This is a genomic window from Candidatus Poribacteria bacterium (genome assembly GCA_009839745.1).
Classification (GTDB): Bacteria; Poribacteria; WGA-4E; order WGA-4E; family WGA-3G; genus WGA-3G.
This window is the reverse complement of the sequence record VXPE01000073.1, coordinates 1-7,898: the sequence shown is the minus strand read 5'-3', so window position 1 is coordinate 7,898 and position 7,898 is coordinate 1. Positions and strand designations below refer to the sequence as shown.

Annotated in this window: 6 protein-coding genes; 4 read left to right on the top strand and 2 right to left on the bottom strand. The window is 49.8% G+C overall.

The genetic code is table 11. The features are described 5' to 3' along the window. Positions 1 to 438, bottom strand: a 438-nt coding sequence (locus tag F4X88_11845; GenBank protein MYA56984.1) for an IS5 family transposase, incomplete at its 3' end; no start/stop codon positions are given. After that, on the bottom strand, positions 341 to 790 hold the full coding sequence (locus tag F4X88_11840) for a transposase (GenBank protein MYA56983.1): 450 nt from the start codon (positions 788 to 790) through the stop codon (positions 341 to 343). The genes F4X88_11840 and F4X88_11845, both read right to left, overlap by 98 nt. Before the next feature lie 138 nt (positions 791 to 928). On the opposite strand from F4X88_11840, the gene F4X88_11835 reads away from it, so the two are divergent. The 4 genes from F4X88_11835 to F4X88_11820 all read left to right on the top strand — a co-directional run bounded on the left by F4X88_11835 (position 929) and on the right by F4X88_11820 (position 7,697). After that, positions 929 to 1,381 carry a hypothetical protein gene (locus F4X88_11835; GenBank protein ID MYA56982.1) on the top strand — a complete coding sequence of 151 codons (453 nt, stop codon included), beginning with the start codon at positions 929 to 931 and terminating at the stop codon, positions 1,379 to 1,381. Beyond that, positions 1,378 to 2,442: a hypothetical protein gene (locus tag F4X88_11830; protein ID MYA56981.1), complete on the top strand. Its 1,065-nt coding sequence runs from the start codon at positions 1,378 to 1,380 to the stop codon at positions 2,440 to 2,442. Before F4X88_11835 ends, F4X88_11830 begins: the two co-directional genes overlap by 4 nt. A gap of 156 nt (positions 2,443 to 2,598) precedes the next feature. Further along, on the top strand, positions 2,599 to 3,873 hold the full coding sequence (locus F4X88_11825; protein ID MYA56980.1) for a hypothetical protein: 1,275 nt from the start codon (positions 2,599 to 2,601) through the stop codon (positions 3,871 to 3,873). Between the two features lie 32 nt (positions 3,874 to 3,905). Beyond that, positions 3,906 to 7,697, top strand: coding sequence for a hypothetical protein (locus F4X88_11820; GenBank protein ID MYA56979.1), 3,792 nt, complete (start codon positions 3,906 to 3,908; stop codon positions 7,695 to 7,697). Positions 7,698 to 7,898 lie beyond the last annotated feature (201 nt).

The window sequence follows — 7,898 nt, the reverse complement described above, 5'->3', positions numbered from 1 at the left end:
GAGTATAGTAGCGAAATAGACAAAACCCAGATACCTGATGCCTAACTTATCGTAGTGCGTTGCGATGCGCCGATACTGTTTCAAGCGATGAAAAAACCGTTCAATGATGTTCCTGCGTTTATAGAGTGCCTCGTCATAAGGAGGCGGGTCAGTGCGACTCTCCCGGGGTGGGATCACCGCTACCCCACCCCCAGAGACGATCGCTTCTCTAAACGCATCCGAGTCGTAGGCCTTATCGCCTATCACAGACGCATAGCAATACCCTTCGAGGAGCGCAGACGCTTGCGTTATATCGTTGCGATTGCCGGGGGTCAGAATCAATCGCAGCGGGACCCACGTCTCACTCAGAGATAGATTCAGTTTCGTGGTAAAGCCACCCCGGCTTCGTCCGAGACGCGCTGCGGCTTGACCGCCTTTTTTTCGGGGCTCCCGCGGCACAAGAGTGGGCCCGAACTATCGTAGAATCCACGAGGATCGCTGAGAGTTCACCTGCCTCGTGAAAATGTTCATGCAGTGATTCAAAGACACCCGCATCGCACCATCTCCCGAATCGGCGATAGATCGTGTTCCAATATCCGTAGACTTTCGGCAGTGCCCGCCAAGAAGCACCTTCTTTGGTTATCCAAAGCAGTGCGGAGAGGAAGCGTTTGCAGGTCTCTGGGGACCCGACATAGACGTTGGGATAAGCCCGGAGAAACGGTAAGATGCTTTGCCAAGCGGTGTCACTGATGACGTGAGGGAGTTCTTGGGATGTATCTGTGTTGGGTGTTGCCAGTTTTGGTGTTTCCATAAATATATCGTATCACAATACCTCCAAAATAGCAATACTTTCTAAATGTAAACACTACCTAAGGAATACTTGAAACTGCCTCACCATAGTTGGTTTTATGGCAATATCTTAAAGACCAACCAAGGAAAAAGTCTTTTTTTGGGAAGTGTTCTGTTATGTCTTGCGATTCTGGGCGTGAGTGTCCTTTTTCGGGCAACGCAGAAGTATACGAACACACACCTCGAAGTACCAGAAACCCGGATCCAGCGATATGGAAAGTTTTACCTGCTCATGGCTTTTTTGGCATTCTTGCTCTCTTTGGGAAAGGCACTCGCCCCAAGCCCTTCGCTGGATTTAGGTATTTATCAGTTTTTGGTCTGGCTGTCTCCTTACAATCTGCTCTACCAATTTCTGCCGGGCTTTTCTTCGATTCGATCGCCGGATCGCTTTTATGTGTTCGTTGTTCTTTTTACGGCACTCTTAGCAGGCTATGGACTCTTTTGGATCGCTATCCGTCTGCGTCCGATTTGGCTCACAAGTCAGCCAACAGTCTTTACGTTGTCAGATTCACGAAGCTGGCTTTGTCAACTTTCAGGGAGAAAAATAGCATGAAATTTCGTATTTTATCTATCAGCATTGTTTGCCTGACGTGCCTCTTCACTGTTATAGGATTTTTCAATTTTCTAAAGCAATGGAGAGTCGCAGAGACATTACAAGATACCCTTATCAAAGCACCACTGTTTATGAAACATCTACTCATCTCCCCCCAACAACTGGGGATTCAGAGATGGCACCCTGGAGATGTTGCGACGTATCAACTGAAAACAAACACCAAAATTCAGAGAATTTCTTTCGCGGTCGCGGCAGAAGCATCCGGGGAGAGCCAACACCATTGGTTAAGAACCAATGGACTGGCGCGATTCAATGCGGTACCCATTACGTTCTGGCGGTTGTTGAGCGAAACGTCTCTACGTCCAGGCACTGAAGCAGACAGTTTTTTTTATGTAGACGAAACGTTTCTATTCCCACTACATCTGTCAAAATTTCCACCGTTCTCAGTCCTTCTCCAAGACTTAGGGACTGAAATCGTAAAAACGCCTGTGGGTGAATTCGAGTCTCGGCACTATTTCGCGCACATTCGTTCGCCGGGTGGCAATCTTGAGCCGTTGTTGGAATTATGGGCAAACGCCGCTGTGCCGCCACTCGGTATTATCAGGGCACGATGGCGCGATGAGACTTTAGATTTAGTTGATGTGAAGTCCTCGCTTGACCTAGAAACACCTCAAGTGCTTTCATCAACAAGCAAGCACCACCGCATACGCGAGCAGGGATGTGCCCAATGTCATCAGGAAGGAATTGGCGGGCGCAATCTGATTATTCCCGCGAAGTATCTACTCAGTGGAAGCGATTTAAATCTGACTGAGTGTCTGTTTCACTATTACCAAACAGGACTCATCCAGAAAAGCGATCCCGTCCGTCTACACATATTATCGAGGGGAGGGAAGATAGCCGCGAGCGAATTCATAAGACTCACATGGACAAAAGGGAGTCTCTGGATAAAAGCGGATCCCCATGGAGTGTTGAGATTTTTTTTAGATGCCGGCATATTAGAAGGCAATCTCCGTGCGATTCCGCGTAGTGGAACGCTTGCTTTAAATCTCGAAAAAGAATAAAAAAGGTATAATAGAATCCGAACGACAGCATTTGCACAGATTTGGGCATGTTTTTTCGTTTTTGCACCAAAACGGGCAATTGAAAGCGAATCGCACCTCACCGAGACGTTGCGAGGTGGCATAGAAATTGCTATATCTTTATAGACAGAGATTTTAATGACATTCTTTAGAGAAAGAGGCATTTGTATGCGAATGCGATTGTATGCGATAGTCGCTGTGATTTATTGTTTTTCCAACGGGTTGCTCTGGGCTGCCGGGGGTGCAGGGGTGCGTATCGAAAAGACTTTCACCAAAGCCGATGGTTTGGCATCCGATAACGTGCTTGCGATCCTTGAAGACCGAACCGGTGATATATGGATTGGGACGACCGAGGGTGTGAGTCGCTATGATGGCGAGGGGTTCCAAACCTATACGACCCAAGAGGGATTGGCGGAAAATGCTACGGGTCTCCTCTTTGAGGACAGTCTGGGCAGGATCTGGTTCGCCTCTGGTGTGCTTGGCAATGTTTTTGCAAGGGAAAAGGGTGTCGATATGTCATTGATGGCAATGCCATTGAGTGAACTGGCGAAGCTGCCAGGGGATCAAAAACCCGAAGGCACCCAAAATCCGATCCCCAAAAAAGGAGTGAGTCGCTATGATGGCGAGGGGTTGAGAACTTTTACAACAACTCATGGACTCGCCGATAACACCATTTTAGATATTTTTCAAGACGACACGGGGCTGCTTTGGTTGGCGACCGATGCTGGAGTAAGTCGCTATGATGGCGGAACCTTTAAGACACTGAAGACACAAGGTCCTATCGGAATGGCAGTATTACCCGAATATTGGAATCAAGTGACCGCCATTGCCCCGGATACCGCCGGAAACTTTTGGTTTGCCAGCACTGCCGGGATTACCTACTACAATCACCAAAGGTCTCTCTGGCGATACTTTGATGTCAATCTGAGCCCGTTCCAAGAGATGGGACTGTCGGAAACCGGGCATGTAACAGACCTGGTTTTTGATGCCTTGGGGAATCTCTGGATGAGCCGGGAAACAGTGAGTATAGAAAGCAGCGGCATTCGTCGATACGATGGCGAATCCTGCATTGCCTTTCCACAGAGCCACGCACTGCCGATGAACTCTGTTTATCACATCATGGAAGATCGCAACGGCAACCTCTGGTTCTCGGGTGTAAAGAAACACTTCCCGACGCTACAGGAAACGCAAAACACCCTTGGCATGACCTATACTGATACGGGAGTAGGGGTCAGTGTATACAATGGTAAGACATTTGAAAACTTTGACACAGACGAGGGACTGCCGAGTAACCGGGTCAGGTCGGTATTTCAGGACCGCAACGGCAACCTCTGGTTCGCTACAGATGCCGGTGTTGCTGTTGGCGTTTACGACTCCTCTGAAGTTCGCAAGGAAAGGCGGAGAAACAGATGAAAAAGACCCTTGAACACTTTATCTGCTCTTGGATGCTGTTTAGCGTTTTGGTTCTGTTAATGGGGTGTGTCAAAAAAGAGATCACTCGCCAGGCAGATTGGGAAACCGATTTTATGGACATCCACTTTGCGGATGCCCAACACGGCTGGATCGTAGGGCATCGGGGGTGGATTCTTCACACTGCCGATGGGGGATTGAACTGGGAAAAACAGACCGTGCATACAACTGAGGATTTCAAAGCTGTCTACTTTACAAATCCGCGGAACGGATGGGCGGTTGGCGATAAGGGATTAATTGCAACCACCATTGATGGCGGGGCGCATTGGAGACTCCAAACCAGTAGTACCCACACCCTGTTTTCGGATGTCTTTTTCATCAATTCAAAGACAGGCTGGATTGCGGGGCAAGATGGCTTACTGTTTACAGAAAATGGTGGGAAAACATGGCAACATCAGCAAGCCAGCGAGTTTCAACTCAAAGGCATATATTTTGTCAATAAGCATCGGGGCTGGACGGTTGGCGACTATGATAGGATCCTGAGGACGACGGATGGTGGCGATACGTGGAGGCGACAGACGAACCTTGTAAAAGAGGCCACCTCGACGACAGTTTCTAACGTTCACACAGTCTTTTTTCTCAGTCCTTCTCAGGGGTGGTGTGGTGGCACGGATGGCACGATTTTTCATACGACTAACGGTGGCACAGAATGGATAACGCAGGAGAGTTTTCTCCCACCGATTTATGGTCATGTGCGTCCGACTGTCAACAGTTTCGATTTCCTGAGCAAGGAGGCGGGTCTTGTTGTCGGACAGGGCGGATTCATTAATCGCACGCAGGATGGCGGTGAAAATTGGAGACTCGTGGACTCTCCGACACGCAATGATTTAATGGCAGTTGCCTTCTCAAGTCCTGACGTAGCATGGGCAGTGGGTATGAATGCGACCCTGCTCTATTCCAACGATGGCGGTTGGACGTGGAAGATGAAAACCGGAACCCCTGCGAACGCGCTGGAGAGTGTTGCGTTTGCGGATGCTAAACGCGCCGTCGCTGTTGGAGAGAAAGGGACAATCACGCGGAGTCAAGATGGTGGTAAAACCTGGAACGATGTGCCGATGGACAACTGGCACCGCATCCGTAATCTCTCTTTCGCCACCGATCGGGATGGCTGGGCGGTCGGTGACGGTGGGCTCATCCTCCACACCACCGATGCGGGTCAAACGTGGCAACAGCAAAGTAGCGGGTGGTGGTATACGCTCAACGCTGTTCATTTCATAGACCCGATGAAAGGCTGGGTCGTTGGGGATTTAGGAACAGTGCTCCACACCACCGATGCGGGGCAGACCTGGGTGCAACAAGCACCCCGGTACTTCCACGAGATGATAAAAGGTATCTTTTTCCTCAATGACACAGAAGGCTGGGTCGTCGGATGGCCGGGTATCATTTTTCATACCCAAGATGGGGGGCTGACCTGGGAACGACAGAAGTCCGAGAGTTATAATGAACTCTATGGTGCCTACTTTATCGACCAACACATAGGCTGGGTGGTTGGACAATTCGGTGAAATCTTGCACACACGCAATGGCGGGGAAACGTGGTGGTTTCAACACAGTCGGACCCGGTCAAATCTGAACAAAGTCTATTTTGCCGATGAAAATCATGGGTTAATTGTCGGCGATGAAGGGGTCATTTTAACCACGACCAATGGCGGTATGACATGGCAAAAGCAGAAAACCGGGACATCCAACGATCTCTATAGCTTCTCGCTTTCACCCGACGGCATACTCGCCGTGGGGGAAGATGGTATCGCGATGCGTTTCGCTGTGGATACAGAGAAGTTTACTGTAGAACTGCCCCCCCGCAGAAAAAATACAGCCGCAGCACTCGCTGAAACGGTTGTATCTCATTGGGAAGTTATCCTCTCGGGAACCTCACATTCCTATTTCCGAGATACCTACTTCGTCTCTGCAGCTCGCGGATGGACCATCGGACACAACGGTGTCATTTTATATACCACAGACGGGGGCACGACGTGGCAGGCAAAACATACCGGTGTCAACGAAGACCTGCATCGTATCAGCTTCCTCGATGAAAAAAACGGCTGGATTGCTGGCAAAGGGATCCTCCTGCGAACCGAAAACGGGGGACAGACATGGCATTCAACTCAAAAAGGGTTGGAAAAGGTATCTGTCGTCACTGCGATGTACTTTATTACACCCAAACAGGGATGGATCGGTATCAATAACGGGCAGACTCTGCGCACGACCGACAGCGGGAAAACATGGAGCCTTCAGAAAACAGGACTCACGGATCAGCCCATCACGGGCTTATATTTTATCAACACACAAGTTGGATGGGCGGTCGCCGGGCGAAATCTAAAAGGCGGGTTCATTCTCAAGACGTTCAACGGCGGGGATTCTTGGCAGGTTCAAGCCAAAACCCATCAACGCGGCATGGGCATCCATTTTTTCAATGCCGATGCGGGCTGGGTCGTCATGGAAGATGGCACATCCCTGATGACAACCGATGCCGGTAAGACATGGAAACAGAAAAAGGCTTTGGTGCCTGTTGGGACTCGACTCCAAGCGGTGAAATTCCGCAATCACAGATCCGCTTGGGCAATCGCCAATGGGCGGACCCTCCTCACGACGGATACCCAAGGTGAAAGTTGGGATGCACACTCGCTTGAAAAGGACACAGTTCCTTCGGAAAGTTGGCACCACAGGATCGCAGCAGGCGCACCCGACACGACACGGAAACTGACCAACGCTCACATCCTTGAAGATGGACACGGCTGGGCGGTCGGGGCATTTGCCTCAGCACTACGCACCACCGATGACTATAGCGTCGATGCCAGCCATGCTGAGAAGGCAGAAGTAACTGTAGGTCATATCTATCAGACAACCGATGCCGGCGAAACTTGGCACCAACAACTCGGCGAACAACCCGATACCTTCCGAGATGTTCTCTTCCTTGATGAAAAAAACGGCTGGATTGCTGGTGATAACGGCACCTTGATAGCAACAGAAGATAGCGGAAAGACATGGCAGCACTTAGATACGCACACCACACAAGACATCATTGACGTACATTTTGTGAGTCTCCACCCCAAATGGGGGTGGGCGATGACCGGAGACGGCACGATCCTGTATACCACCGATGGGGCAACTTGGACGCGAGGCAGAGCCACACACACACCGCAGGGGATGCCTGCAGCACTGCCAGGCAAAAACGCTCTCAATGACGTAGCGTTTGGTAAGTTTTCTGAAGGCTGGGCGGTTGGTAAAAATGGAACAATTCTCCACAACCCCGACGGCGGTCCAATTTGGAGACATCAAAAGACATCCACCCGCAAAACACTTACACGCGTTGATATGAAATTCGCACCCCTCGGTTGGGCGGTTGGCACCAACGGGGTTCTTCAGCGAACTGTAAACGGCGGAGAATACTGGAAATTTCACGAGACCAAAAGTGGTTATCACCTTCACGCCGTCGCGTTCATCAATCAACGAAAGGGCTGGGTCGCAGGGCGCGCCGGTATTATCTTGTCCACAACCGATGGCGGATTTACGTGGCGATCACAGGACACTGGTGTTTCAAAAACACTATTTGATGTCTTTCCACTTTCCGAAGATGAACTCTACGCAGTTGGCGCATCTGGTACCATCATTTATTCGACAGATGCCGGGGAAACTTGGCAACAGGAACATACAGGCGTTGAGAATGCACTCTACGCCATTACAGGTGTCAAAGACAGCAACACCCTTTGGGTGGTTGGACAAAGCGGCGTGCTGCTCCGCAGAAACGCACCCAAAAACGACGACTGACAACCTTTTTAAGTAGGACTTACGCAATAGTTTAAAAATGTGTTATACTCTCAGCAATACCTTCGCCAAAAGTGATTGACGAAATAGGGTAAATATCCTAAAGTTATAGGTGAAAGAAACCCAACTTACAAGGATGTTTACCCATGTCAATACCTTCGCCAAATTATCCGGGTCTGATTTGATGTGAAGTGAAGTGAATAG

Excerpts from the sequence above, each read along its gene's own strand:
- F4X88_11840 (MYA56983.1), bottom strand. The coding sequence starts at position 790 with ATGGAAACACCAAAACTGGCAACACCCAACACAGATACATCCCAAGAA.
- F4X88_11830 (MYA56981.1), top strand. The coding sequence starts at position 1,378 with ATGAAATTTCGTATTTTATCTATCAGCATTGTTTGCCTGACGTGCCTC.
- F4X88_11825 (MYA56980.1), top strand. The coding sequence starts at position 2,599 with ATGACATTCTTTAGAGAAAGAGGCATTTGTATGCGAATGCGATTGTAT.
- F4X88_11820 (MYA56979.1), top strand. The coding sequence starts at position 3,906 with ATGCTGTTTAGCGTTTTGGTTCTGTTAATGGGGTGTGTCAAAAAAGAG.